The 24,759-nt window shown below is 70.9% G+C and carries 20 protein-coding genes, 1 tRNA gene and 1 pseudogene; 14 read left to right on the top strand and 8 right to left on the bottom strand.

Annotated features, from left to right (window positions below; genetic code table 11):
- Positions 1-397: 397 nt before the first annotated feature.
- Positions 398-1,252 (bottom strand): aminotransferase class IV, encoded by an 855-nt coding sequence (locus E9998_RS17110; RefSeq protein ID WP_136530911.1) that lies wholly within the window; start codon positions 1,250-1,252, stop codon positions 398-400.
- A 260-nt stretch (positions 1,253-1,512) separates the two neighbouring features.
- Between E9998_RS17110 and E9998_RS17115 the strand changes: the two genes are divergently transcribed.
- Both E9998_RS17115 and ygfZ read left to right on the top strand, forming a co-directional pair.
- Entirely contained in the window at positions 1,513-1,953 is a 441-nt protein-coding gene (locus E9998_RS17115; protein WP_136530912.1) for a Fur family transcriptional regulator, read from the top strand.
- Positions 1,950-3,014, top strand: a complete 1,065-nt coding sequence (ygfZ, locus tag E9998_RS17120) for a CAF17-like 4Fe-4S cluster assembly/insertion protein YgfZ (protein ID WP_136530913.1) — start codon at positions 1,950-1,952, stop codon at positions 3,012-3,014. Before E9998_RS17115 ends, ygfZ begins: the two co-directional genes overlap by 4 nt.
- 6 nt (positions 3,015-3,020) lie before the next feature.
- On the opposite strand, the gene E9998_RS17125 is transcribed toward ygfZ, so the two are convergent.
- Positions 3,021-3,452, bottom strand: coding sequence for a DUF1877 family protein (locus tag E9998_RS17125; RefSeq protein WP_136530914.1), 432 nt, complete (start codon positions 3,450-3,452; stop codon positions 3,021-3,023).
- Positions 3,453-3,574: 122 nt separating this feature from the next.
- Here E9998_RS17125 and E9998_RS17130 point away from each other — a divergent pair, with 122 nt between their 5' ends.
- From E9998_RS17130 to E9998_RS17145, 4 genes are all read left to right on the top strand, one after another.
- Positions 3,575-4,555 carry an asparaginase gene (locus E9998_RS17130; RefSeq protein ID WP_136530915.1) on the top strand — a complete coding sequence of 327 codons (981 nt, stop codon included), beginning with the start codon at positions 3,575-3,577 and terminating at the stop codon, positions 4,553-4,555.
- An 86-nt stretch (positions 4,556-4,641) separates the two neighbouring features.
- Positions 4,642-4,724 (top strand) — tRNA-Leu (locus E9998_RS17135).
- A 177-nt stretch (positions 4,725-4,901) separates the two neighbouring features.
- A complete protein-coding gene (locus tag E9998_RS17140) occupies positions 4,902-5,522 on the top strand; it encodes a bacterial proteasome activator family protein (protein ID WP_136530916.1) in 621 nt (206 codons plus the stop codon).
- Positions 5,523-5,732: 210 nt separating this feature from the next.
- A complete protein-coding gene (locus E9998_RS17145) occupies positions 5,733-6,419 on the top strand; it encodes a lysophospholipid acyltransferase family protein (RefSeq protein ID WP_204745506.1) in 687 nt (228 codons plus the stop codon).
- 6 nt (positions 6,420-6,425) lie between these two features.
- On the opposite strand, the gene E9998_RS17150 is transcribed toward E9998_RS17145, so the two are convergent.
- The 4 genes from E9998_RS17150 to E9998_RS17165 all read right to left on the bottom strand — a co-directional run bounded on the left by E9998_RS17150 (position 6,426) and on the right by E9998_RS17165 (position 10,525).
- Positions 6,426-7,364 carry a peptidylprolyl isomerase gene (locus E9998_RS17150; RefSeq protein WP_136530917.1) on the bottom strand — a complete coding sequence of 313 codons (939 nt, stop codon included), beginning with the start codon at positions 7,362-7,364 and terminating at the stop codon, positions 6,426-6,428.
- Positions 7,319-8,668 carry an MFS transporter gene (locus E9998_RS17155; protein WP_136530918.1) on the bottom strand — a complete coding sequence of 450 codons (1,350 nt, stop codon included), beginning with the start codon at positions 8,666-8,668 and terminating at the stop codon, positions 7,319-7,321. Before E9998_RS17155 ends, E9998_RS17150 begins: the two co-directional genes overlap by 46 nt.
- 77 nt (positions 8,669-8,745) lie before the next feature.
- Positions 8,746-9,816 carry an inositol-3-phosphate synthase gene (locus E9998_RS17160; RefSeq protein WP_136530919.1) on the bottom strand — a complete coding sequence of 357 codons (1,071 nt, stop codon included), beginning with the start codon at positions 9,814-9,816 and terminating at the stop codon, positions 8,746-8,748.
- On the bottom strand, positions 9,809-10,525 hold the full coding sequence (locus tag E9998_RS17165) for a PadR family transcriptional regulator (RefSeq protein WP_136530920.1): 717 nt from the start codon (positions 10,523-10,525) through the stop codon (positions 9,809-9,811). The genes E9998_RS17160 and E9998_RS17165 overlap by 8 nt, the downstream gene beginning before the upstream one ends.
- Positions 10,526-10,866: 341 nt before the next feature.
- Here E9998_RS17165 and E9998_RS17170 point away from each other — a divergent pair, with 341 nt between their 5' ends.
- Both E9998_RS17170 and E9998_RS17175 read left to right on the top strand, forming a co-directional pair.
- Complete coding sequence (locus E9998_RS17170; RefSeq protein ID WP_136530921.1) at positions 10,867-14,259, top strand: transglycosylase domain-containing protein; 3,393 nt, start codon at positions 10,867-10,869, stop codon at positions 14,257-14,259.
- A 74-nt stretch (positions 14,260-14,333) separates the two neighbouring features.
- Positions 14,334-15,857, top strand: coding sequence for a glycosyltransferase family 87 protein (locus tag E9998_RS17175; RefSeq protein ID WP_136530922.1), 1,524 nt, complete (start codon positions 14,334-14,336; stop codon positions 15,855-15,857).
- Here the strand turns inward: E9998_RS17175 and E9998_RS17180 are convergent.
- Positions 15,748-17,181, bottom strand: coding sequence for a CCA tRNA nucleotidyltransferase (locus tag E9998_RS17180; protein ID WP_136530923.1), 1,434 nt, complete (start codon positions 17,179-17,181; stop codon positions 15,748-15,750). The two genes, E9998_RS17175 and E9998_RS17180, sit on opposite strands and share 110 nt — an antisense overlap.
- A gap of 30 nt (positions 17,182-17,211) precedes the next feature.
- Between E9998_RS17180 and murJ the strand changes: the two genes are divergently transcribed.
- The 6 genes and pseudogenes from murJ to trxA all read left to right on the top strand — a co-directional run bounded on the left by murJ (position 17,212) and on the right by trxA (position 23,612).
- Positions 17,212-19,020 carry a murein biosynthesis integral membrane protein MurJ gene (murJ, locus tag E9998_RS17185; protein ID WP_136530924.1) on the top strand — a complete coding sequence of 603 codons (1,809 nt, stop codon included), beginning with the start codon at positions 17,212-17,214 and terminating at the stop codon, positions 19,018-19,020.
- A gap of 171 nt (positions 19,021-19,191) precedes the next feature.
- The gene (locus E9998_RS17190; protein WP_136530925.1) at positions 19,192-20,685 is read left to right on the top strand and encodes a protein kinase domain-containing protein; all 1,494 of its coding nucleotides are present in this window, start codon (positions 19,192-19,194) and stop codon (positions 20,683-20,685) included.
- 7 nt (positions 20,686-20,692) lie between these two features.
- Entirely contained in the window at positions 20,693-21,370 is a 678-nt protein-coding gene (sigM, locus tag E9998_RS17195) for an RNA polymerase sigma factor SigM (RefSeq protein WP_136530926.1), read from the top strand.
- Entirely contained in the window at positions 21,367-22,143 is a 777-nt protein-coding gene (locus E9998_RS17200; RefSeq protein WP_136530927.1) for a hypothetical protein, read from the top strand. Before sigM ends, E9998_RS17200 begins: the two co-directional genes overlap by 4 nt.
- Positions 22,144-22,330: 187 nt before the next feature.
- Positions 22,331-23,263 (top strand): annotated as a pseudogene (trxB, locus tag E9998_RS17205) (thioredoxin-disulfide reductase).
- Positions 23,264-23,297: 34 nt separating this feature from the next.
- Positions 23,298-23,612: a thioredoxin gene (trxA, locus tag E9998_RS17210; protein ID WP_136530928.1), complete on the top strand. Its 315-nt coding sequence runs from the start codon at positions 23,298-23,300 to the stop codon at positions 23,610-23,612.
- Positions 23,613-23,873: 261 nt separating this feature from the next.
- On the opposite strand, the gene E9998_RS17215 is transcribed toward trxA, so the two are convergent.
- Positions 23,874-24,572, bottom strand: coding sequence for a GNAT family N-acetyltransferase (locus E9998_RS17215; RefSeq protein ID WP_136530929.1), 699 nt, complete (start codon positions 24,570-24,572; stop codon positions 23,874-23,876).
- Between the last annotated feature and the right edge of the window lie 187 nt (positions 24,573-24,759).

Raw genomic sequence — 24,759 nt, forward strand, 5'->3', positions numbered from 1 at the left:
AAGCGGCGGCGCCCCGCACGGACCGCCGGGAACGCGATCGCATTGCGGGAGCGGGAATGCGGGAAAGGGAACGCGGAGATCGGAAGGGCCGCGGGGGATTCGCGGGCCGTTGCGGGTTCGTGTCGAACCCGTGACACGGTAATGGGGCCGCAGCGCTTGCCCATTCGCTGCGGCCCCGATAAAGTGGAGGAGCTCCACTTTTCATTGGCACCAGTAGGGCTGTGCCCGATTGCCCTTACTGGCTAGTGCCCCCGGATTGTTCCGTGCCTCCCGGAAGACTGCCCATGTCCGTCCGTTCGGCTTGTCGGCGTGACCGGAACACTCATTACTATGAGGACCGTCTCTGAACGTGGCCTGTGCCGAGCCTGGGAAGAACCTGGGAATCGATGCCGAACCGTTACGAAGGAACCTCGAAGCCCGCGAGTTTGTCCAGCTCAGCCGTGATGTCCGGGCGCTGAGCGACCGCCTCCCCATCAATCTGGGTGATGAAGGCCACACCTCGGACCGAGGAGCTCAGCCATGCGGCCTCGGCGTTCTTCAGATCGCTTGCGGCGATGAGCTTCTCGGCGGTCTTCAGCCCGGCCTTCGGGGCCTGCTCCAGCAGGTGGGCGCTGGTCGTGCCCGGCAGGATGCCCGCGGAGGTCGGTGTGGTGCAGAGCGTCTCGCCCTCCAGCCACAGCAGCGAGGAGGTCGGCCCCTCCAGCGCGAAGCCGTCGGCCGAGACCCACAGGGCGTCGTCGGCGCCCTGGGTCTTCGCCCAGCGCGTCACCGCCATCATCGACGCGTACGAGAGTGCTTTGACCCCGCCTAGAAGCCACGGGGCTTCGCCCCGCGCATCGGCATTCACCCCCAGGGTCGCCGTGGCGATCTTCAACCCGTCGCGGCGCGGCAGGATGCGCTCGCGCGGGACGGGGTCGACGGTGGCGTAGACGGTGGGCGGTCCGCCGTGCTCGCGGCCGCGGGTGGCGACCAGGCGCAGCGCGCCCTCGCCCTCGGCCCGCTCGCGCCAGGCCTCCAGGGCCTGCTCGGCGAGGCCCGCCATCTCGGCCTTCGCGGGCAGCTCGAACTCCATGCGGCGCGCGGAGTTCGCCATCCGGTCGAGGTGCTCCGACAGCAGGAAGGCCTGCCCGGCCCGCACGTTGACGGTCTCGAAGACGCCGTCGCCCCGGAGGACCCCGAGGTCGTCGGCGCACAGGAGCGGCTCGTCGGAGTCGACGACGCCGCGGTGCAGTACTGCGGTTACTAGTGCCATGCGGCCATTGTGCTCCCCTCCCGGCCCCGCCCGCCCCGGCACGCTCACCGGGGAAACACGCGCCCTGCCCCCGCCATCCCCAACCCCCACCCTCCCGAGAGGGGAAAGGTAGGTCCCAGATTCGCCGCCGGGTACGACGAAAACCCGCCGAACCGGCGCCGAAGTCACCCGAAAGTGTCACTGAGGGCGTATCGGGCGCCGCCGACCGGGGTGGGACGGACGACACGCGTGGCCGAAGGAGCGCGCAGTACGATGCACTCATGCCCACCGAAGCCGAGGCCGAGACCGAACTCGCCGCGGTGCTGCGCTCCAAGGGCCTGCGCATGACCGCGCAGCGCCAGCTCGTCCTGGAGGCCGTCCGCACCCTCGGGCACGCGACCCCCGAGCAGATCCACGAGCAGATCCGCGGCCAGGTCGAAGGCGTGAACATCACCACCGTCTACCGCACCCTCGACCTGCTCGAAGAGCTCCAGCTCGTCTCCCACACCCACCTCTCCCACGGCGCCCCCACCTACCACCTGTCCGGCGACAGAGGCCACGCCCACCTGGTGTGCCACCGCTGCGGCCGGATCACCGAAGTCGCGCCCACGCTGTTCGCGAACGCGCGCGACGACGTCGCCGATGCGACGGGTTTCGTCATCGACGTCGGCCACGTCGCCGTCTTCGGAACCTGCGCCGAATGCCTGGAGAAGCACACATGACCGAGTCCGCACCGTCCCCGCTCCTGGACCTCCCCGGAGCCGTCGCCACCGACGCCGGACGCACCGCCCGCCACTACGGCTCCCCCCTGGGCGAGCAGAAGAAGGCGATGACGACCGAGGCCGGCGCCCTCTTCGACCGCTCCGACCGCGACATCGTCACCGTCACGGGTGCGCCGCGCCTCGAATGGCTGCACTCCCTCACCACCCAACACCTCACGAGCCTCAAGCCGCACGAGGGCACCCAGACGCTCGTCCTCTCCCCCACCGGTCGCGTCGAGCACCACATGAACGTCTACGACGACGGCGCCACCACCTGGCTCGACACCGAGCCCGGCCGCGGCGAGGCCCTCCTGAAGTACCTCGAACTCATGAAGTTCCGCACCGAGGTCGACCTCGCCGACGCCACCGGCGAGTGGGCCCTGTTCACGTACACGTTCCCCGGCGCCGCCGAGGAGCCCGCGCCCGTCCTCCAGCCCGTCCCGGTCCCCAAGTTCGCCGCCAAGGACCTCCTCAAGGTCCCCACCGCCGTCTACCCCGGCTCCGAACTCGACCGCACCGAGGGCTGGACCCGCCGCACCGACGCCCTCGGCGTCTTCACCGCCGACCTCATGGTCCGCCGCGAGGACGCGGGCGCCGAACTGCTCTCCGGGGACGCCGCGCCCGCCGGCACCTGGGCCTGGGACGCCCTGCGCATCGCCGCGAACGTCCCCGCCTTCGGCATCGACACCGACGAGAAGACCGTCCCCCACGAGGTCGCCCCCTGGCTCGCCGCCGCCGTCCACCTCGACAAGGGCTGCTACCGCGGCCAGGAGACCGTCGCCAAGGTCCACCACCTCGGACAGCCGCCCCGCCGCCTCGTCCAACTCCACCTCGACGGCACCGACGAGCACCCGCCCGCCCACGGCACACCGGTCAGCCTGGGCGACAAAGAAGTCGGCACGATCGGCACCGCCGTCCAGCACTACGAGCTCGGCCAGATCGCCCTCGCGACCGTCAAACGCTCCGCAGCCGCCGACCCCGACGCCCGCTTCGACGTCGCGGGCCAGGCCGCGAGCCTGTGAACCGCCTCAGTAACTGAAGGTCATGATCGCGGCCGACCCGGAGTCGGCCGCGTCCGCGAAGAACGCCCTGAGGGTCGCGTAGCAGCCCTCCACGTACGCCAGCGCCGACTCGTCCGCGGCCGCCTCGGGGTCCAGGTGCGCCCGGAGCCGCTCGAACGTCGCCTCCCGCAACAGCGCCGCCGTCGCCGCGACCAGCCCGCTCGACCACGCGAAGTAGACGCCCTCCTCGTCGATGAAGTCGCCGTCGTCGCGCAGTTCGATGTCGACGTCGGCGGCGTCGAACAGCTCCTGGAGGTCGCGCCACCCCTTGTCGAGGTAGCCGTCCACCGCCTCCTCCCGCTCCCTGCCGAGGACGAAGTCCTCGACGTCGGCGGGGTTGTCCTCGGCCCACTTCAGCTCGTCGGAAGTCACCTTCGTGAAACTCATGACCGCGCCCATGACTGCTCCTCAACGATTGCAGGGTCGCCCGGCAAGGTACCTCCGCGCGTCCAGCACCGGACGCGCGTCTCATCGCGGGCGATCGGGCCGCGCGGCGGCGGCGACGGGATTAGCCTCGCGGTATGACTGCTACCTACCGCGGCGGCGAACTCGTCGCAGAGATCGTCCGGTCCGGATTCGCCGAGAGCCTCCACCGGGGCAGCGTGGCCGTGACCGACCCCGCCGGAGCCCTCGTCGCCGCGATCGGCGACGCCGACTCCCCGGTCTTCCCCCGCTCCTCCAACAAGCCCATGCAGGCCCTCGCCATGCTCCGCGCCGGATGGGAGCCCGACTCGGAGGCCGACCTCGCCATCGCCGCCGCCAGCCACCGCGGCGAACCCGTGCACCTCGCACGCGCCCGGTCGGTGCTCGCCCACGCCGGCCTCGGCGAGACGCACCTCCAATGCCCGCCCGACCTGCCCAGCGACCCGACGGCCCGCAACACCGTGATCGCCGCCGACGGCCCCGAGCCGCGCCGCGTCTACATGAACTGCTCGGGCAAACACTCGGGAATGCTCGCCGCCTGCGCCGCCGCCGGCTGGGACCTCGCGACCTACCGCGAACCCGACCACCCGCTCCAGGAACTCATCACCGCCACCGTCGAGGAGCTCACCGGCGAGACCGTCGGCGCGGTCGGCGTCGACGGCTGCGGGGCCCCGGTCCTGGCCGTGTCCCTCCGCGGAATCGCCACGGCCTTCTCCCGCCTCGTCGAAGCCCCCGAAGGCAGCCCGGAGCGCCGCGTCGCCGACGCCATGCGCGCCAACCCGATCCTCATCGACGGCACCCACGGGCCCGACCACCGCGCCATGTCCGCGATCCCCGGCCTCCTCGCCAAAGGCGGCGCCGAGGGCTTCCACGTCCTCGCCGTCCCCGGCGTCGGCGCCGCGGCCGTCAAGATCGACGACGGCGCCGGCCGCGCCTCCATGCCCGTGGCCCTGCGCGCCCTCACCCGCATCGGCGGACTCGCCATCCCCGAAGCCGCCAAACCTGAGGTCGAGAGCCTCTACTGGCCCGAGATCCTCGGCGGCGGCAAGCCGGTGGGACGCCTGCGCCCGCTCCTGTGAGTGGCCCCGGACTCAAGCGCCGCATACCCAGTTGAGCCACCGGCGCCGCCCAAGGTAGTATCGTCGCGTCGCAAGTACTGACACTCGCGCGAGTGGCGGAATGGCAGACGCGCTGGCTTCAGGTGCCAGTGTCCGCAAGGACGTGGGGGTTCAAGTCCCCCCTCGCGCACAGCGAAGGCCCGGTGATCATCACCGGGCCTTTTCCGTGCCCGCCCGCACACTCCCCCGAGCGGGAACACCCCCGCGCCCGGTCGCGTTAGGCTCGTGGAAGAGGAACGGAACGGGCACTGGAGGACAGTGCCGCCGAGACCACGAACCCATCGACACGAGCGGGGCCACGCCGACCATGAGCGAAGCGAACACCAACCCGGAGCAGGACGGCCACGAGGAGCGCGAGTCCGAGGACGAGCTGCTCATCGTCGACGCCGACGGCAACCCGGTCACCGCGGAGGACGCGGCCGCCCGGGACGAGGAGGAGGACCGCTACGAGTCCGACCCCACCAAGCTCGTCCCCGAACCGGCCAAGGTCATGCGCGTCGGATCGATGATCAAGCAGCTCCTCGAAGAGGTCCGCGCCGCCGACCTCGACGACAAGGGCCGCCAGCGCCTGCGCGACATCCACCAGCGGTCCATAGCCGAACTGGAGACCGGCCTCGCGCCCGAACTGCGCGACGAGCTCGAACGGCTTTCGCTGCCCTTCAGCGCCGACGAGATCCCGACCGAGGCGGAGCTGCGCATCGCGCAGGCCCAGCTCGTCGGCTGGCTCGAAGGGCTCTTCCACGGCATCCAGGCCGCGCTCGTCGCGCAGCAGATGGCCGCGCGCCTCCAGCTCGACTCGATGCGCTCGGGCGAGCTGAAGGCCCTGACCGCCGGCGGGGAGGACCTTCCGCCGCAGCTGAGAGCCGTCATGGCGGAGCGGGCGGCGCGCGGTGACGACCGCGACCACCATCCCGGTCAGTACCTGTAGCGCACGCAGATGCCTTAGACTCGGGCCTGCCCAGGCGACGCCTGCGAGCGGTGGGAGTCGCGCGACCGGGCGGGGCCCGTGCGCCGCGGGTGTCGCCGCGAGCGGATCGCGCGCCATAATTGGCAGGCACGGCCTCGCTCGCGAGCCGCGACACCGGCCCTGACCCGAACCTCCCGCCGCCGGGGCGAGACCACTGGAGAGCTGAACACGGTGCTGTACAAGACGCTGCAATGGACGGCCGCGCCGACCATCAAACTCATCTGGCGGCCGTGGATCGACGGTCGGGAGCACATCCCCGAGACCGGCCCGGTCATCCTGGCGTCCAACCACCTCTCCGTCGCCGACCACTACTTCCTGGCGCTCGCCACCCGCAGGCACATCGCGACGATGGCGAAGATCGAGTACTTCACCGGCGCGGGCCTGAAGGGCAAGATCATCTCCTCGACGGTGAAGGCCCTCGGCCAGGTGGCCGTGGACCGCTCCGGGGGACGCAAGAGCGCCTCGTCGCTGGAGCCGTCGCTGGAGGTCCTGGAGGAGGGCCGGGTGTTCGCGATCTTCCCGGAGGGGACGCGGTCGCCGGACGGGCGCCTGTACCGGGGCAAGCCGGGGGTGGCGCGTCTGGCGCTGGCCTCGGGTGCGCCGGTGGTGCCGGTGGGGCTCATCGGGACGGAGAAGGTGCTGCCGATCGGCGAGTCGCGGCCGCGGGTGGCGCCGGTGGGCGTGCGGGTCGGCAAGCCGCTGGACTTCACGCGGTACCGGGGCATGGAGAACGACCGGGTGGTGATCCGGGCGGTGACCGACGAGGTCATGGATTCGATCCGGCGCCTGACCGGTCAGGAGTACGTGGACAAGTACGCCAAGCGGGGCGGTTCGGAGAAGGACAAGGGCGAGGACTGACCGGCTCTAGCTGGCGCTCTCCGAGGGGGTGCCCGCGGGCGTGGTCGGTTCGGCGGTCGTCGGCGCGCCGGTGGTCGCGGTGCCGGTCGGCGCGGTGGTCGGTTCCTCGTCGACGGTGTCGGGTCCGGTGGGCAGGTCGGCGAGTTCGCTGATCTGCACGGCCCAGACCTCGACGGGAGCGGGCGGGGCGCCGTCGTAGGCGACGGTGTCGGTGAGGGCCGCGATCTGGTCGAGGACCTCGTAGCCGTCGACGATCCCGCCGATGACGCTGACGCCGGCGGTCGGGACGGCCGCTCCTCTGATGAGCGCGAAGGCGCTGCCGGCGCGGCCGCGGTCGTCGGTGACGAGGGCGAGGACGTCGGCGACGTCGTTGCCGGCCATGCCGGTCTCGGCCTGGAAGCGCCAGCCGGGCCCGTAGGACGCGTCGGAGTCCTCTTCGGCGGCGGTGGCGCCGGGGCTGCCGCAGCGCAGGATCGCGGTCGGGTCGGCCGCCTGCGTGGTGAGCCGGTCGCATTCGTGGGCGCCGTAGAAGCCGGTCGCGGCGAAGTGCGCGAAGGCCTCGACGCCGCAGGGGGCGACGTCGCCCCACAGCAGGACCGAGATGTCGCCGTAGTTGGTCTGGACGAGGGCGATCGAGCGGTCGGGCGGGGCGCCGGCGTCCATCGGGTCTACGGGGTCGTTCGCGTCGTCGGCCTCGGTGACCTGGCAGCGTTCGGAGATGACGGTCTCGGCCTCGGCGCCGGAGCCGCCGGGGTCGCGGAAGGCGAGCCAGGCGACGGCGGCGATGGAGCCGGCGGTGAGCAGAACCGCGCCGAGCCCGGCGAGGCCGCGCTTCCAGCCGCTGCCGCGCTGCCAGGGGGGTGTGCCGCGGAAGGGGTTGGCCAGGGCCGCTTCGTCGGTCAGGTGCTGGTGCTCGGTCTCGGTTCGGGGGCGGCTGGGCTCCATGCCTGTGAATCGTACGGTGCCTCGTCTCGTGCGAGGTAGGCGTATCCGACGCAGATCAGGCCGTAAGCGAGCGCGACGACGGCGAGGGTGCCGGGCGCGTAGCCGTTCGCGGGGACGACGAGGGCGGCCGCGAAAAGGCCCGCGAGGTAGCCGACGTTGTAGACGGTGTCGTTGACGCTGAAGACGCGGCCGCGGTAGGCGTCCTCGACGCCGCGCTGGATGGCGGTGTCGACGGTGATCTTGACGCCCTGGGAGGCGATGTTCACCAGCAGGACGGCGACGGCGAACATGACCGGCCGCATGGTGCCGGCGAGGGCGGCGACGACGAGGGCGCACAGGGCCATGAGGACGATCACCCAGTTGCGGGGGCCCCAGACGCGGGTGGCGCGGGGGGTGGCGAGGGCGGCGGCGAGGACGCCGACGTTGCCGAGGACGGCGAGCACGAGGAGCCAGGAGATCGTGGTGGTGCGGGTCGGGTCGGATTCGACGTCCCAGAAGAAGCCCATGAACAGGGCGATCGCGATGATGAACACGATGCCGTAGAGGAAGCGGTGGAGGCCCTGGACGGCCATGGCGAGGGCGGGGCCGCGGCGGCGGCCGAGGTGCTTGAAGCCGGCCCACATGCCGGCGGTGGTGGCGGCGATGCCGCGCCACAGGCCCCCGGGGGCGGCCTCGTCCTCGGCGGGGCCGAGGTCGGACCGGCGGAAGGACATGCCGACCAGGAGCGCCGAGACGAGGTAGCCGCAGCCGGCCGCGAAGGCGAGCATGGAGTAGGAGACCCCGGAGTCGAGGAGTTTGGCGACGCCGGTGGTGGCGAGGCCGAGGCCGTAGGCGAGGGCGCCGAGAGTGGAGGCGAGGGAGTTGGCGGTGACGAGGTCGTCGGCGGGCACGACCTGCGGGTGGGCGGCGGCCAGGCCCGCGAGGACGAAGCGGTTGGCGGCCAGGACGAGCATCGCGCACAGGATCCACGTCCAGTTGAACCCGGTGGCGAGGGTGAGGCAGATGACGATCATGAGCAGGGCCCGTGCGAGGTTCGCGCCGGCGATGAGGTTGCGGCGGCTGAACCGGTCGAGGACGGTCCCGACATAGGGCCCGAGCAGGGAGTACGGGCCGAGGAGGATCGCGACGGCGGCGGCGTACCTGAACGGGTCGCTGGCCTCGCCGAGGGCGGGGTTGAAGAAGACCGAGAGCGCCAGGGAGGCCTGGAACATGCCGTCGGCGGCCTGGGAGGTCAGGCGGACCGCGAGCAGCTGTCTGAAGCGGCGGTTGCCGGCCAGGCTGCGGACGTGCCCGTCGGTGCGCATCGTCCGAGGATAACTCCGGCGAATGCCAAGGGGGACCTCGTTTTGCACACGAGATCCCCCTTGCGGCGCGCTGGGTGCTACAGCCCGGCGATGAAGTTCTCGACGAGGATGCGGGCCTCTTCGTCGGAGAACTGCTTGGCCGGGGACTTCATGAAGTAGCTCGACGCGCTCTCGACGGGGCCGCCGTGGCCGCGGTCGAGGGCGATCTTCGCCGCGCGGACGGCGTCGATGATGACGCCCGCGGAGTTCGGGGAGTCCCAGACTTCGAGCTTGAGCTCGGCGTTGAGCGGCACGTCGCCGAAGGTGGTGCCCTCCAGGCGGATGTACGCCCACTTGCGGTCGGTCAGCCACGGCACGTGGTCCGAGGGGCCGATGTGCACGTCGGCGCCGCGCATCTCGTGCGGGATCTGCGAGGTGACCGACTGGGTCTTGGAGATCTTCTTGGACTTCAGCCGGGTGCGCTCCAGCATGTTCATGAAGTCCATGTTGCCGCCGAAGTTCAGCTGGTACGTGCGGTCGAGGCGCACGCCGCGGTCTTCGAACAGCTTCGCCAGCACGCGGTGCACGATGGTGGCGCCGACCTGGGACTTGATGTCGTCGCCGACGATCGGGATGCCCGCGTCGGTGAACTTCTGGGCCCACTCGGGGTCGGAGGCGATGAACACCGGCAGAGCGTTGACGAAGGCGGCGCCCGCGTCGATGGCGGCCTGCGCGTAGAACTTCGCGGCCGTCTCGGAGCCCACCGGCAGGTAGCACACGACGACGTCGGTCTTGGCGGCCTTGAGCGCGGCGACGACGTCGACGGGCGACTCGGAGGACTCGGTGACCATCTCGGTGTAGTACTGGCCGAGCCCGTCGTGGGTCGGGCCGCGCAGGACGTTCACGCCGGTCGGGGGCACTTCGGCGAACTGGATGGTGTTGTTCTCCGAGGCGTTGATGGCGCTGGAGAGGTCCTGTCCGACCTTCTTCGCGTCGACGTCGAACGCGGCGACGAACTCGATGTCGTTGATGTGATAGTCGCCGAACTGGACGTGCATGAGGCCCGGAACGCGGTCCTCGGCCTGGGCGTCACGGTAGTACTCGACGCCTTGAACCAACGAAGAGGCGCAGTTGCCCACGCCGACAATGGCTACGCGCAGCTTACCCATCGCGCATGCCTCCTTTGCCTTGTTTATTTGGGTCTCCGGCGCTCGGAGCCGGATCGGGTGTTCCCTGGATCGGGGCGGCGTCTGGCCGTCCCGGCTCGGCGAGCGGGTCGCCGAAATCGGTGTGCTGCCGCGGGCTGCGGCCCTCCTCGGAGGCGATGAGCTCGTTGAGCCAGCGCACTTCCCGCTCGGCGGTCTCCAGGCCGTGCCGCTGGAGTTCGAGCCCGTAGGCGTCGAGCCGCTCGGCGGTGCGGGCGAGGGCCTCCCGGATGCGCTCGCGGCGCTCCTCGACGCGGCGGCGCCGCGCTTCGAGGATCCGCAGGCGCGTGGCCGGGTCGGTGCGGGAGAAGAACGCGAAGTGCACTCCGAACAGGGCCTCGTCGGCGGCGTGGGCGGAGTCCGCCCCGGCCATGAGCTGAGCGAAGTGCTCCTTGCCTTCGGGTGTGAGCCGGTAGACCTTTCGGGCCCTCCGGCCCGTGAGCAGCGGTTTCTCGGGTGCACCCTTGACGGTGGCGCCCTTCTCGGCGACGCCTCCACCCGGGGTCTCCTCCACGATGAGTCCGCGTTGACGCATCCGCTTGAGAGTGGGGTAGAGGGAGCCGTAGCTGAACGCGGCCCGGATGGCCCCCAAGAGGGCCAGTAGGCGTTTGCGCAGCTCATAGCCGTGCATGGGGGATTCGTGCAGGAGTCCGAGTATGGCCAGCTCAAGCATCGCGCCCCTCCTCTCACACGGCGATCTAACTCTTCGATGTATCGGGGCGATACATCAGAGCAACCATAGCGGCCGGTGCAGATCACGTCAAGGCGCGGGTTCGCTCCCTGGTCAGCGGCACTCGGATCCGATAGGCTCGCACCCACCAAGCGATCTCGCAGAGATCGCTCAGATTCGGTGTGCGAGACTGCGAGGCGACCGGCCACCCCCCATGCCGGAGTAGACCTTGCGAACGCCGGTCTGCCGGGCGCGCTCCCTCCGGGACTCGCGCGCCGGGTGCGCCGGCCCGACCGGCGGGACCCGGCCCCCGCCCGGGTTACACATCACGTGGATGGTTGAGCATGAGCGACTACGGTTATCGTCCGGCCCCGCCGCCCGAGGACGGGCGGGCCCAGGGCCGCGGCGCCGGTCAACAGGGCGGGCGCGCCTACGGCAACGCCCAGAACGGCTCCAACGATCCCGATTACGGATGGGGCGGCGGCCGGCAGGGCGGACAGCAGGGCGGAGCGCACGGCTCCTCCCCCCAGCCGAACCGCTCCTCCTACGGCTCCGCTCCCCAACCCAACCGCTCCCCCTACGGCACCCCGGCGTCGGGCTCGGCCGCGGTCGGCCGCGGCTCGGCCCCCGCGGGACGCGGCTCAGCTTCTGCGGGGCGCGGCTCCGCCTCGGTCGGACGCGGCTCCGCGTCCATCGGCGGTCCCGCCTCCGGCGCCGCCTCGGTCGGCGGCCCCGGCCGCACCGGCCGCGCCTCAGTGGGCTCGGCCTCTGTGGGTTCCGCCTCAGTCGGCTCGGCCTCGGTCGGCTCCGCTTCAGTCGGTTCGGCCTCGGTCACCGGCGCCCGCACCGGCGGCCCGGGCGAACCGCCCGAACGCGGCGGCCGCCGCCGCGCGGGCAAGGGCCCGGGCGGCAAAGGCCCCGACGGCAAGAAGCGCAAGCGCATCGGACGCAAGATGCTCGCCGTGTTCGTCGCCCTGGGCGTCCTGTTCGTCGCCGCCGTCACCATCGCCGGCACCATCTTCTTCCAGTCCGTCCCCCCGCTCTCCGGTATCGCCTACCAGGGCGAGTCCTCCGCGTTCTACCTCGCCAACGGCAAGCAGGCCGGCGCCTACGGCGACACCCTGCGCCTCCAGGCCGCCGAAGAGGACATCCCCGAGACCGTGACCCAGGCGCTCGTCGCGCTCGAAGACCGGAAGTTCTACGAGCACAACGGCGTCGACTACCTCGGCACCATGCGCGCCCTCGTCAACAACATCAAGGGCGGCGACACCCAGGGCGCCTCCACGATCACCCAGCAGTACGCGGGCATGGTCCTCGACGCGCGCGAGGACATCTCCTACGACCGCAAGGCCAAGGAGGCCGCCACCGCCATCAAGCTGGAGGACAGGTACGAAAAGGGCGAGATCATCACCGCCTACCTGAACATGGCATACTTCGGGCGCGGCGCCTACGGCATCGAGGCGGCGGCGAAGAACTACTTCAACGTGCCGCTCGAGGAGATCACCTACGACCAGGCCGCGTTCATCGTCATGCAGGTCAAGTCGCCCAACGGCTACTACGACCCGTTCTACGACACGTACGACGAGGGGGCCTCCAAGGGCCGCTGGAACTACACCATGGACGCGCTGGTGGAGACCGGCAAGCTGAGCCAGTCCGAACGCGACGGGTACGAGTACCCCGAACCGATCACCGACTTCATCGCCAGCGGCTCCTGGGGCGGCAACACCGACGTCGGCTTCATCATCAACGAGCAGGACGGCTACGTCTTCGACGAGCTCTACGAGCGGTACGGGCTCACCCGCGACATGCTCAAGGGCAACAACGAGGACCACGAGAACGACCCGCTGTACGACGGCGGGTACCAGATCACCCTCACCATCGACCCCGAGATCCAGGCGTCGTTGAAGACCACCGGCTCGCGCGGCGAAATCAAGGTGGACACGAACGAGGACGGCGAGTACCTCGACGCCGACGGCGATGTCGTCACCGACATCTCCGACGCCAAGAAGATCCTCACCGACGAGGGCTACGTCCAGTTCACCAACAGCAACGACAAAGCCGCCCTCGCCAACTACGAGGAGTACATGATGACGGCCATGGTCGCCATCGAACCGGAGACCGGCGAGATCCTCGGCTACTACGGCGGCGACAACGGCTTCGGCGTCGACAAGGCCGGCGCCGAGTCCCCGCACCCGCCGTCCTCGACCTTCAAGATGGTCACGGCCGCCCTGGCACTGTCCGAAGGCGACTCCACCGATTCGTGGTTCAACGCCGACTCCCCGCGCGGTTTCGACACGCTCAAGCTCGACGACACCGAGCAGTGCATCGGCGGCGCCGACTACCCCGACTGCACGCTGCGCAACGGCACCCAGGGCCAGAAGAACCTGGAGATGACGCTCACCGACGCGGTCCGCAAGTCCAAGAACACGCCGATGTACGGCATCGCCGAGCAGTACGGAGCCGACGCGATCCTCGAGCTGGCCGAACAGATGGGCCTGACGATGATGAACCAGGGGCGCACGCTCCAGGACGAGGAGGACAAGGACCACGACGTCTCCATCAACTACGTCCTCAACGACGACGGCACCTACACCCAGCACGGCACCGCCGTCGACGCCGACGGCGAGTCGGTCGTCGACGCCAACGGCAACTGGGACGTCAACGCCGACATCAAGGTCGACGACAACTGCGAGCCGATCATCAATCTCGACGGCAGGTTCATCCAGGCCGAGGAAGCGACGCCCTGCAAGATCGGCGAAGGCGGCAAGACGGACCCGTTCTACTACCACCTCGCGTTCGGGCAGTACCCGACCAGCGTGCGCGACATGGCCTCCATCTACGCGACCATCGCGAACGACGGCGTCTACAACGAGTCGCACTTCGTCGCCAAGGTCACGGACAACAAGGGCAACGTCATCGAGCCGAAGGATGACACCCTCACCCTCAACGAGCGCGTCCTCGACGAGGGCGTGGCCCGCAACCTCCAGTGGATCGGCTCGGAGATCGCCGGCGAGACCGAGGCCACCGAACTCGACCGCGACTACTTCGGCAAGACCGGGACCTGGGAGGCCGGCGGCTTCGAGGCCGACTGCCGCAACGACCCCGACACCACCGACGTCGGCTCGCAGTGCGAGGAGTACTCCGACCGCTATGCGGCCCACGCCTGGTACGTCGGCGCGATCCCGCAGCTGTCGATCGCGGCCTGGGTCGGCAACGTGACCTCCGAATCGGACCCGATCGCCAACGACCAGGGCAACAAGGAGGCCGTCTACGGCTCCAACACCGCCCAGCCGGTGTGGTACAAGGCGATGACCCTCATCCTGGAGGCCAAGGACGGCGACGAGGCCTGGGACGAGCAGACGTGGCTGGGCAAGGTCGACAACATGGGCAACAAGACGTACTGGGACATCGAGAACGCCGGAGGCCCGAACGAGGGCGGCGAGTTCTGCGCCGCCAACGCCGACAACGAGCTGTGCAAGGGGCAGGCGAACCAAGAGGCCCAAGAGGAGTGCGTCGAGGACGGCGGCACCTGGGACGGCGAGACCTGCACGCCCGCTGACGACACCGACGACCCGCCGACGGGGGACCCGACGGACGAACCGACCGACGGCGAGACCGGCGAGGAGTGCGGCGACTGGTTCCAGGAGCCGTGCGAGACCGACGAGCCGACGGACCCGGAAACCGACGGACCCACAGAGGGCGCCACGACCGAGGGTCCGGACAGACAAGATCCATAACCGGCAACACTGATCCGGGGCACCGCCCCGGACGGCATATCCAAGCGACGGCGGCATGGGCCACAATAGGGCCCATGCCGCCGTCACACTCTGAGCAGCCGCCGCCCCCCGGGCGGTCGATAGCCGCACCCTCCCTCACCGACCGCTTCGCGCGCGTCGCCTCCGGCTTCATCGGAGGGCCCTTCGGCGACCACGCGGTCGACCCGCCACGGCGCCGCTTCTGGTCCCCGTTCCTGGTCGTCATCTTCGTCGGCCTGGTCTTCTTCGCCGTCAACTGGCTCCAGAAGTACCCGTGCTCGGCGGGCGGCTGGGTCGACTTCCAGCAGTACACCGGCGGCTGCTACACCGACATCCGCGCACTGTGGGGGGCCGAGCGGCTCAACGAGGGCGCGATCCCCTACAGGGACCACCCGGTCGAATACCCGGTACTGACCGGATGGTTCATGGGCCTCCTCGGCCAGATCGCCTTCAGGCTCGGCACCGTCTTCAACACCGACGGCGGCCCGATCTTCTACCACCTCAACGCGATCGTGCTCTTCGTCTGCGGCGCCATCGCCATCGCGGTGCTCTTCAAGATCCGCGAGGACAACCGCCGCACCGACACCGACGACCCGGCGATGGTCCACTCCAGACCGTCGCGGCCGTGGGACGCGATGATGCTCGCCGCCGCACCGGTCATGATCGTGACCGCCACCGTCAACTGGGACCTGTTCGCCGTCGCCCTCGCGATGCCGTTCTTCCTGTACTGGCAGCGCGGCAGGCCCGTCCTCGCCGGGCTGTTCCTCGGCCTGGCCGTCGCCGCGAAGTTCTACGCGCTGCTGTTCATCGGCCCGCTGCTCATCCTCGCCCTGCGCCGCCGCCGGCTCCTGCCCTCGCTCCAGACCACGGCGACCGCGGCCGTGGTGTGGGCGGCGATCAACGCGCCGGTCGCCTACCTGTGGCACGACTCGTGGATGCGGTTCTTCGAGCTCAACTCCGAGCGCCCCGTGGACTGGGGCACCGGCTGGTACGTCCTGCGCGGCGTCACCGGCTGGGAGGCGCTGTGGGACGCCGAGTTCGTCAACGACCTGTACCTGGTGCTGTTCGCCGCCGCGTGCCTGGGCATCGCACTGCTCGGGTACTTCGCCCAGAGCAGGCGCCCGAACGAGCTGGCGGCGCGGCTGAAGGACGGGCTCGGCGACGACGTCGTGCCGCGCCTCGCGCAGCTGTGCTTCCTCGTGGTGGCCGCGTTCCTGCTCTTCGGCAAGGTCTGGTCGCAGCAGTACGTGCTGTGGCTGGTGCCGCTGGCGATCCTCGCCCGCCCCAAGTGGGGCTTCTTCCTGGTGTGGCAGCTCGCCGAGCTCGGCTACTTCATCGCCTTCTACGGCAAGATGCTCCAGGTCTCGGCCGAGGAGGGCCGCGGCATCCCCGAGGGGCTGTTCCTCACCGCCGCAGGGGCGAGGTGGGTGGCCGTGGCCGTCATGTGCGCCCTGGTGATCAGCGAGATCCTCAGCCCGCGTCTGGACGCGGTGCGATCCCTTCCGTTGCGGCCCAACGCAGCAGCTCGGCCTCCGCTTCCTCGCGGGGCAGCGGGCCCCGTTCCAGCCGAAGCTCCTTGAGATGGGCCCAGGCCCGGCCCACCTCGGGGCCGGGCGGCAGGCCCAGCAGCGTCATGATCGCGTTGCCGTCGAGGTCCGGGCGCACCGCGCGCAGGTCCTCGGCGGCGCGCAGGCGCGCGATCCGCTCCTCGAACGCGTCGTAGTCGCGCGCGAGCCGCTCGGCCTTGCGCCGGTTGCGGGTCGTGCAGTCCGAGCGCACCAGCACGTGCAGCCGGTCGAGCTGCTCGCCGGCGTCGGTGACGTAGCGGCGCACGGCAGAGTCGGTCCACCCGGCCTCGTCGCCCTCGCCGTACCCGTAGAAGCGCAGGTGCAGGCTGATGAGCAGCGACACGGCCTGCACGTCGGCCTTGGGGAACTTGAGCTCGCGCATCCGCCTGCGCGCCAGGCGGGCCCCGGCCACGTCGTGGTGGTGGAAGGAGACGCCGCCACCCGCGGCCACTTCCTTCGTCTCGGGCTTGCCGATGTCGTGCAGGAGCGCCGCGATCCGCAGCAGTAGGTCGGGACCGTCGGTCTCCAACGCGATCGCGTTGCGCAGCACCTGGAGCGAATGCTCGTACACGTCCTTGTGCTGGGCGTGCTCGTCGATCTCCATGCGCAGGTCGGGCAGTTCGGGCAGGAACTGCGCGGCCAGGCCGGTGTCGACGAGGAGGCGCAGGCCCACCACGGGGTCGGGGGCGAGCATGAGCTTGACGAACTCGTCCCTGATCCGCTCGGCGGTGATGCGCGAGAGCTCGGGGGCCATGCGGCGCATCGCGTCGAGCGTGGCCGGCTCGACCGCGAAGCCGAGCTGCGCGGCGAAGCGCGCGGCCCGCAGCATCCGCAGCGGGTCGTCGGCGAAGGAGGACTCGGGGGCCGCGGGGGTGCGGATGGTGCGGCGCGCGATGTCGCCGAGGCCGCCGAACGGGTCGCAGAACTCGTGGCCGGGCACCGAGACCGCCATCGCGTTCACGGTGAAGTCGCGGCGCTGGAGGTCGTCTTCGAGGCTGTCGCCGTAGCGCACGATCGGGTTGCGGCCGACGCGGTCGTAGGCGTCGGCACGGAAGGTCGTCACCTCGACCTGCTCGCCGCGGAAGAGCCCGCCGATGGTCCCGAAGTCCGCGCCGGTGGTCCACACCGTCTGGCAGCACCCCCGCAGGATCGCCTCGGTGGCCTCCGGGCGCGCGTCGGTGGTGAAGTCGAGATCGCTCACCCGCCTGCGCAGCACGGCATCCCGGACCGGACCGCCGACCAGGTGCAGCTCGTAGCCCTCGCCGGCGAAGACCCGACCCAGTTCATCGGCTATCGGCGGGACCGTGATTTCCTTACCGCTACTGTTGTCAGACATCGCCGGGCAAGCTTAGCGGAGAGTGCGAGAATGGCCGAACCCAACGCGAGACCGGGCCCCGCCTCCTCGCCGTCTGGCCCCGTCCGAGGCCCCCACGGAAACCCCCGGTACGCGCCCCAGGCCGCCCCCCGCACCGGCAACGGCTACGCGCCCCTCACCGCCGGCCCCGCCCCGCAGCCCCCCGCGGCCCCCGCCGGGAAGAACGTCGTCCGCTCCAGCCTCCTCATGGGCGCGGGCTCCCTGGTCAGCCGCGTCACCGGGTTCGGCCGGACGGTCGTGGTCTCCGCGGCGATCGGCGCCGGGCTCCTCGGCAACTCGTATACGACCGCGCAGTACTTCCCGCAGATGATCTACGAGCTCGTCCTCGGCGGCGTGTTCGCGAGCATCATCCTGCCGCTGTTCGTCAAGGCCCACAAGAACGACGCCGACGGCGGCAACGCCTTCGCCCAGCGACTCCTCACCCTCGCCACCCTCATCCTCGGCGCCGCCGCGATCCTCGTCACCGCCTGCGCGCCCCTCATCGCCGCCGTGATCGCCGAGCCGGCGCAGCGCGAGCTCGTCACCGAGTTCTCCTACCTCATGCTCCCGGCCCTGCTCTTCTACGGGCTCTTCGCGATCCTCTCGGGCGTGCTCAACTCCCGCGAGCGCTTCGGCGCCCCCATGTGGGTGCCGATCATCAACAACCTCGTCGTCATCACCGTCGCCGCGGTCTTCTACGCCGTCTACACCTCCGACGCGACGCCGAACGCCGCCGGGGAGCTCTTCGGCTCCGCCGACCAGGTCTCGGCCGGGATGGTCGTGCTCCTCGGCGGCGGCACCACCGCGGGCGTGGTCATCCAGGTCCTGTGCCTGGCCCCGGCGCTGCGCCGGGCCGGCTTCCGGTGGCGGCCCCGCTTCGACTTCCGGGCGCTCCCGCTGCGCCAGATCCGGCGCATGGCCGGGTGGACGCTCCTGTTCGTGGCCGCCAACCAGGTCGCGGTCATGGCCGTCCTCAAGGTCGCGAACACCGCTGCCGGGAACGCCGCGCCCGACCAGTTCGTGTCCGGCACCACGGTCTACAACAACGCCTACCTCATGATGATGATGGCCCACGGCATCGTGGCCGTCTCCGTCATCACCGCGCTCATGCCACGCATGACCCGCGCGGCCGACGCGCGGCACTGGCCCGAACTCGCCGGGCACCTCTCCTCGGGCATCCGGCTCGCGAGCTTCCTGCTCGTGCCGATCAGCGCGACGTTCATCGCCCTCCACGAGCCGATCGCCCTGGCGATCTTCCAGTGGGGCGCCTACGACCGGACGATGGCGCTCGCCACGGGGCAGGCCCTGGCCTGGGTCGGGATCGTCCTGCTGGCGTTCTCGATCAGCCAGCTCCAGATCTACGCGTTCTACGCCCAGACCGACACGAAGACGCCCGCGCTGTTCAACCTGCCGGTGATCGCCTTCCGCATCGGCGGGTACCTGCTGGCGTTCGCGTTCCTCCCTCTGGAGTGGGTGGTCGTGGGCCTGTTCGCCGCCAACGGCGTGTCCTACCTGGTGAGCCTGCTGCTGTCGATGAGCCTGCTGCGCAAGCGCATCGGCCTGCTCGACATGCGCCGGACGCTGAACGGCCTGGTCCGCACGACGACGGCGGCCGCCATCGCGGGCGGCGCGGCGTACGGCGGCTGGCTCCTGTGGCCCGACCTCCCCGACGACGGATGGGGCGCGAAACTGGGCCAGCTGCTCGCCGCTTTCGTCCTCGGCACGGCCCTGTTGGGCGTGTATGTGGCGGCCTGCCTGGTATTGCGCGTCACTGAAATGGCGTCGCTCCAGGCAACGGTGCGTGCAAAGCTGCGACGATGAGGCAAGTACCATCCATACGTGCACTCTGGCCGGAGCGAACCGGTCCGGATCGCGAAACGGCCTGTCCGGCCTGCGAAGGCCGCGCCCGGCAAGTCCGCAGCATTACGGCGCCGCACGCGGCCGCCGCGAGGCCCTCCACGGGGTCGCATTGAGAGGGGAGGACCCCGCATCATGAGTTCCGCCGAAGTGCCGTCCGTGGGCGACCTGCTCGCCGAGCGGTACCGCCTCGAAGAGCACGTCGGGGGCTCGAACGGCCACCGCCAGCTGTGGCGGGGCGTCGACGTCCTCCTGCACCGCTCCGTGGCCGTGGTGCTGCGCTCCCCCGGCGGCGAGGACGCCGCTCCGACGATGACCGCGGCCGTCGCCGCCTCCCGCGCCCACGTCGACTCGATGGTCGACGTGTACGACGCGGTCGACGAGGGCCGCTTCGCGTACGTGGTGCGCGAGTGGGTCAACGGCTCCTCCCTGCGGGGCGTCCTCGAACGCCAGACCCTGGAGAGCGCCCACGCGCTCGAACTCGTCGCCTCGGTGGCCGACGCGGTCGCAGCCCTCCACGACGGCGGCGTCACCCACGCCGACCTGCACCCGGGCAGCATCCTCCTCTCCGAGGACGACCGGGTCATGGTCACCGAGCCCCGCAACGAGCCGGGGAACACGCAGGTCGAGGACGTGCGCGCGCTCGGCGCGACCCTGTACGCGTGCCTGACGGGCGCGTGGCCGCGCGTCGTCGCCGCCGAGAACACCGGACTGCCGGACGCCGCGACCGACGAGTGGGGCCGCGTCCTCGACGCCGCCGCGGTCGTCCCCGCCGTCCCGGCCGCCCTCTCGACCCTCACCGCCGACCTCCTCGACCACACGCAGCCCCCGCCCTCCGCGGCGGAGCTCGCGGTCGAGCTGCGCCGCCTCGGCGAGGCGGGCGCCGCCGAACCGGCCGCCACCGCCGCCCCGCACACGGCAACGAGCGTCCTCAACTCGATCAACCTCGGCCGCTTCCGGCCCGAGACGCCCCCCGCCGGCATGAAGCGCCTCGCCGTGATCGCGGCCGTCATCGCCGCCGTCATCTTCGCGGGCGTGGTCACCAGCGCCCTGGTGCTCGGCGGCGGCGACGACCCCGCGGGAGCACAAGAAGAGGTCACCGGCGAGGACACCGCCGCGGACGCGAGCGAGGACGAGACCGAGGTGGCCGCCCCCACCGAGGTCGAGCTCGACGAGGACGCGATCCGCGTGGTCGACCCGCCCGGCGGCAGCCGCGAGAACACCGAGGGCATCGAGAACGTCGTCGACGGCAACGCCTCGACGGGCTGGTCCACGGCCACGTTCTACAACGACCCGAAGTTCGGGAACCTCAAGCCGGGCATGGGCATCTTCATCGACCTCGGCGAGGTCCGCGAGGTCACGTCGGTGCGCGTCCAGATGACGAGCGCGGGCGCGACGGTCGGCCTGCTCGGCGGCGACGAGGACCCCGGCGACTCCTCGGAGGGCGACCAGGCGATCGTCGACTCGTTCGACGTCCTGGCCGAGCCGGTCGAGGACGCGAACACGAACGTCGAGCTCCAGGCCGGCGGCGCCTCCACCCGCTACCTCGTGGTGTGGGTGACCGAGCTGCCCGCGTCGTCAGGCGGGTTCAAGCTCACCGTCTCCGACATCAACGTCTTCGTCCGGTAGCGGTCCCGTGCCCGCCCCCCTCCCGACCGGCCCGGCGGACCTGGACGGTCCGAGCGACGCCGAGCTGCTGCGCCGCCATGTCGGCGGCGACCGGGAGGCCTTCGGGGAGCTGTTCCGCCGACACCGCGGGCGGCTCTGGGCGGTCGCGGTGCGCACCCTCGCCGACCCCGAGGACGCGGCCGAGGCGCTCCAGGACGCGATGATCAAGGCCTACCAGGCCGCGGGCTCCTTCCGCGGTTCGTCGGCGGTCACGACCTGGCTGCACCGCATCGTCGTCAACGCCTGCCTCGACCGCATCCGCGCGGCCGGGCGCCGCCCCACGGTGCCGCTCCCCGAGGAGGCGGTCATGCTCGTCGCCGGGGACCCGGGCGCCGACCCGCAGCACGCGGCCCTGCGCCTGAGCGTCCATCGGGCGCTCGCGGAGCTCCCGTTCGACCAGCGGGCCGTACTCGTCTACATCGACATGCTCGGCTACCCGGTCGAGGAGGTCGCCGCGATCCTGAAGGTGCGCCCGGGGACGGTGAAGTCCCGGGCTTCGCGCGCCCGGCGGCGGCTCGCGCCGCTGCTGACCGAGTTCGGGCCGCTCGGCGACGGGAACCCGCCGCCGCAGCGGGGCGTCGAACCAGGAACGGCGCCTCCCACGGCGCACCCGAGCGCGACCGGACGAGAGGAGGGGGGCCGATGAGCCAGCAGCGCCGAAACGACGCGGCGGAGGCCGAGGTCGGCCGCGTCCTGTGGCAGTCCTCGCACGACTACCCGGACCTCCCCGACCAGGTCGCCGGGCGCCTCGACCGCGTCCTGGACTCCCTGCCCGCCGCCGACACGCTCCACAGCGCCGCCCCCGCCCGCGAGCGTCCCTTCGACCGGTGGGCGGAGCGGCTGCGGCCCAAGCGGGTCCGCTACGCCGTGCTCAGCGCGACCGCCGCGGTCCTGGTGACCGTCGGCGCGGTCGCCGCCGCCGTGCAGCTCGTGTCCGACCCGGGCGCGAGCGACATGGGCGCCTCCAGCGAGGTGCAGGCCGAACAGGACGCGGGGGGCGCCGCGCCCGAGGCGACCGGGGGCACCGAGGAGGAGGAAGAGCTCGGTGCCGAAACGAACGCGGAGGAACCCGCGATCGACTCCGAGGGCATCGCGGGCGTCGAGACCTTCGCCACGGGCGCCGACTACGACGCCGACGCCGACCTCCTCGCGGCCCTGCGAAGCCTCGGCGACGGTTCGAGCACCGGCGCGGTCCCCCCAGAGCTGTCCGACCTCGCGGCGGGCGGCGACTTCTGGCGGCAGTGCGAGGAGGCGATCGTCGAGCGGTTCGAGGGCCTCGTGGTGGCGGTCGACTTCGCGCGGTACGAGTCCGAGCCGGCGCTCATCGTGCTGCTGGTCTCCGACGAGGGCGACGCCGCGGTGGCGCTCACGCCGGCCTGCGGCGAGGGCGTCGTGGAGACCCTGGCCGTCCAGCCCTGAGGCGCCGGGGCCCGTTCAGGCCCCGGTTCGCCGTGAGCTTCCCCACGATCGGCGTTCTCGCCTGTCACACGTCCGACACAGGGCCGTAGGGCGGAATTTCGGGTCAATAGGATGGCGTTGAAGCAGCCAGACCGTACCCACTCCGGAGACCCGTCCCCGGAGCGCCGAACCTTCAGGAGCGAACCCGGTGAGCGAAATCCGCGACGTCATCATCATCGGCTCGGGCCCCGCCGGCTACACCGCCGCGCTGTACACCGCCCGCGCCAACATGAAGCCGCTCGTGTTCGAGGGCTTCCAGTTCGGCGGCGCCCTCATGTAGACCACCGAGGTCGAGAACTTCCCGGGCTTCCCCGAGGGCATCATGGGCCCCGAGCTCATGGACTCCTGGCGCAAGCAGGCCGAGCGGTTCGGCGCAGAGCTCGTCTCCGACGACGTGACCCGCGTCGACCTCACCGGCGACGTCAAGAAGGTGTGGGTCGGCGACGACGAGTTCCAGGCGCGGGCCGTGATCCTGGCGACGGGCTCGGCGTTCCGGCCGCTGAACGTGCCGGGCGAGAACGAGTTCATGGGCCGGGGCGTCTCGGCGTGCGCCACCTGCGACGGCTTCTTCTTCCGCGACCAGAACATCGTGGTGGTCGGCGGCGGCGACTCGGCGATGGAGGAGGCCACGTTCCTCACCAAGTTCGCCTCGAAGGTCACCATCGTGCATCGCCGCGACGAGTTCCGCGCCTCGAAGATCATGGCCGAGCGGGCCCTGGCGAACCCGAAGATCGAGGTCGCCTGGAACAGCGCGGTCGAGAAGGTCAACGGCGAGGGCGGCAAGGTCGCCAGCGTCGACCTGGTCGACACCGTCACCGGCGAGACCCGCAACCTCGAAGCCACCGGCCTGTTCATCGCGATCGGCCACGACCCGCGCTCGGAGCTGTTCAAGGGACAGGTCGAGCTCGACGAGTCGGGCTACGTGCAGGTCGCGGCGCCGTCGACGCGCACGAACCTCACCGGCGTGTTCGCGGCCGGCGACCTGGTCGACCACACCTACCAGCAGGCGGTGACCGCCGCCGGGACCGGCTGCGCGGCCGCGCTCGACGCCGAGCGCTACATCGCGAGCCTCGACGACTGACTTCCCGCACTCATCGACTTACAGGAGGATGCCCATGGGCGCCATCAAAGCAGTTAGCGACGCCGAGTTCCAGGCCGAGGTGCTGGAGGCCGACAAGCCCGTGCTCGTCGACTTCTGGGCCGAATGGTGCGGGCCGTGCAAGAAGGTCGCCCCGGTGCTCGAAGAGCTGGCCGCGGAGACCGACGCGATCGTGATCCGCAAGCTCGACACGGACGCGAACCCGGAGATCACCCGCAAGTACCAGGTGATGAGCGTGCCGACCATGATCCTGTTCAAGGACGGCCAGCCCGCCGACCAGCTCATCGGCGCCCAGCCCAAGGCCGCCATCCGCAAGTTCCTCGGCCAGTAGGCCGCAGCCGCCGGGGCCGTCAGGCCTCGGCGACAAGGAACGAGAGGAAGTTTTCACCGATCGGGGGGTCGAGCCGCAGGCTCGGTCCCCCGATTTTTCGTCGGCCCTCCTGGATACCCTTAAATCAAGGGGTCCCCCGGGCGGACAATTCGGGAATATCCGCTTTCACATTCGGCCGGGACTCACGTTCGGCCGGGCTCGGCGCGTGCAGCGGCAGTCGAAGGCTCCGGCCGAAAGACTCTGGCCGAGGGCTTGAAGGCGCTATTCGAGGAGTTCGCCGCCGCGCTGGGAGCCGGGGCGGTCGATGCGCGAGCGGCCGGTGGTCGGCTCGCCGAAGAACTGTTCGAGTTCGAGGTCGTCGAGTTTGAACCACTCCACGGGGTCCTGGAACTCCATCGACCCCTCCTCCTCGACGCTCCGGTCGATCGCCGAGCGCAGGTCCAGTCGCAGCCGCGGGTAGCGCGGGTCGAACCGCACGGTCTTGAAGCCCACGGAGCGGTAGAAATCGGCGGGGACGAGGCAGGCGTTGGACTCCCCGCGCGCGTCGCCGAACGTCTCGATCGCGTAGATCCCCCGCCGCGCCAGGTCCGCCGCCACGGTCTGCACGAGTTGGCGCCCCAGCCCGGTGCCCGCGTAGGCCGGGGCGACGTACGCGGTCATGAGGAGCGCCGCGTCGGGCGACACCGGCCCGGAGGGGAACTCCATCGAGCGCGGCACGAACTTCGGGGAGGCGAAGGTGACGTACCCGGCCACGGCCTCGCCCTCGTAGGCGATCCGGCCGCAGCCGCCCCACTCCAGGAGCGTGTGCGAGAGCCACGACTCCTTCTCGAGTGCGGGTTCGCCGACGTCGCGGGCGGCCTCGGCGCGCAGGGGCGACAGCTCCCAGAACACGCAGGCGCGGCAACGCCCCGGAACGTCTTCCAAGGAGTCGAGTGTGAGGTTGACCATGCGCCGATGCACCCGTCCAGCCTACGTCGGCGAGGCGTCCACATGACGGAAAACACGCGCGGCCTCCGGCCGGTGTGCTAGTAGAGTGGGCCGATCACGCCGGAGGTCCCGTAGGCTGGTCGCAGTGCCTTCCGCGCTCCAGCGGGCAACCGCGGTCCGCGGCCGGGCGTGTACCTACGAGATCCCGGCGAGACTGGAT

The sequence above is a fragment of the Glycomyces paridis genome, assembly GCF_004912155.1.
In the GTDB taxonomy this organism is placed as follows: domain Bacteria; phylum Actinomycetota; class Actinomycetes; order Mycobacteriales; family Micromonosporaceae; genus Glycomyces; species Glycomyces paridis.

Excerpts from the sequence above, each read along its gene's own strand:
- E9998_RS17125 (WP_136530914.1), bottom strand. The coding sequence starts at position 3,452 with ATGGGCGCGGTCATGAGTTTCACGAAGGTGACTTCCGACGAGCTGAAG.
- E9998_RS17180 (WP_136530923.1), bottom strand. The coding sequence starts at position 17,181 with ATGTCTGACAACAGTAGCGGTAAGGAAATCACGGTCCCGCCGATAGCC.
- E9998_RS17160 (WP_136530919.1), bottom strand. The coding sequence starts at position 9,816 with ATGGGTAAGCTGCGCGTAGCCATTGTCGGCGTGGGCAACTGCGCCTCT.
- E9998_RS17190 (WP_136530925.1), top strand. The coding sequence starts at position 19,192 with ATGAGTTCCGCCGAAGTGCCGTCCGTGGGCGACCTGCTCGCCGAGCGG.
- E9998_RS17165 (WP_136530920.1), bottom strand. The coding sequence starts at position 10,525 with ATGCTTGAGCTGGCCATACTCGGACTCCTGCACGAATCCCCCATGCAC.
- E9998_RS17140 (WP_136530916.1), top strand. The coding sequence starts at position 4,902 with ATGAGCGAAGCGAACACCAACCCGGAGCAGGACGGCCACGAGGAGCGC.
- E9998_RS17175 (WP_136530922.1), top strand. The coding sequence starts at position 14,334 with ATGCCGCCGTCACACTCTGAGCAGCCGCCGCCCCCCGGGCGGTCGATA.
- E9998_RS17155 (WP_136530918.1), bottom strand. The coding sequence starts at position 8,668 with ATGCGCACCGACGGGCACGTCCGCAGCCTGGCCGGCAACCGCCGCTTC.
- E9998_RS17115 (WP_136530912.1), top strand. The coding sequence starts at position 1,513 with ATGCCCACCGAAGCCGAGGCCGAGACCGAACTCGCCGCGGTGCTGCGC.
- E9998_RS17110 (WP_136530911.1), bottom strand. The coding sequence starts at position 1,252 with ATGGCACTAGTAACCGCAGTACTGCACCGCGGCGTCGTCGACTCCGAC.
- E9998_RS17150 (WP_136530917.1), bottom strand. The coding sequence starts at position 7,364 with ATGGAGCCCAGCCGCCCCCGAACCGAGACCGAGCACCAGCACCTGACC.
- ygfZ (WP_136530913.1), top strand. The coding sequence starts at position 1,950 with ATGACCGAGTCCGCACCGTCCCCGCTCCTGGACCTCCCCGGAGCCGTC.
- trxA (WP_136530928.1), top strand. The coding sequence starts at position 23,298 with ATGGGCGCCATCAAAGCAGTTAGCGACGCCGAGTTCCAGGCCGAGGTG.
- E9998_RS17200 (WP_136530927.1), top strand. The coding sequence starts at position 21,367 with ATGAGCCAGCAGCGCCGAAACGACGCGGCGGAGGCCGAGGTCGGCCGC.
- E9998_RS17130 (WP_136530915.1), top strand. The coding sequence starts at position 3,575 with ATGACTGCTACCTACCGCGGCGGCGAACTCGTCGCAGAGATCGTCCGG.
- murJ (WP_136530924.1), top strand. The coding sequence starts at position 17,212 with ATGGCCGAACCCAACGCGAGACCGGGCCCCGCCTCCTCGCCGTCTGGC.
- E9998_RS17170 (WP_136530921.1), top strand. The coding sequence starts at position 10,867 with ATGAGCGACTACGGTTATCGTCCGGCCCCGCCGCCCGAGGACGGGCGG.